The organism is Pseudomonas sp. SMN11 (genome assembly GCF_052041945.1).
Lineage (GTDB): Bacteria > Pseudomonadota > Gammaproteobacteria > Pseudomonadales > Pseudomonadaceae > Aquipseudomonas.
Genome location: NZ_JBKGGW010000111.1, coordinates 1 through 253, shown reverse-complemented (window position 1 = coordinate 253; position 253 = coordinate 1). Strand labels below are relative to the sequence as shown.

Sequence of the window (253 nt, the reverse complement as noted above, 5' to 3'; positions counted from 1 at the left end):
GGTTTCCGCTGAGCCGGCGAAGGAAGGCGATACCAATGTCACCTTCAACTTCCAGCTGAGCAATCCGCCGCCAGCCGGTACCACCGTGACCCTGACGGTCAACGTGGGCGGCACCAACTACACCGTGAATGTGGATTCCACCGGTAAAGGCACCCTCCAGGTGCCGAACGCCAACGGTGACGACGTTTACACCGATCCGTCGAAGCTGACCGCAACCGTGACGGACGTGAATGGCGGTAACTTCGAAGCGGTG

The 253-nt window shown here is 60.5% G+C and carries 1 protein-coding gene; it reads left to right on the top strand.

Going from position 1 to position 253, the window contains the following annotated elements; all coding sequences use genetic code 11:
* On the top strand, positions 1–253 hold a 253-nt coding region (locus ACLEJU_RS28780), incomplete at both ends, for an immunoglobulin-like domain-containing protein (protein ID WP_440776794.1).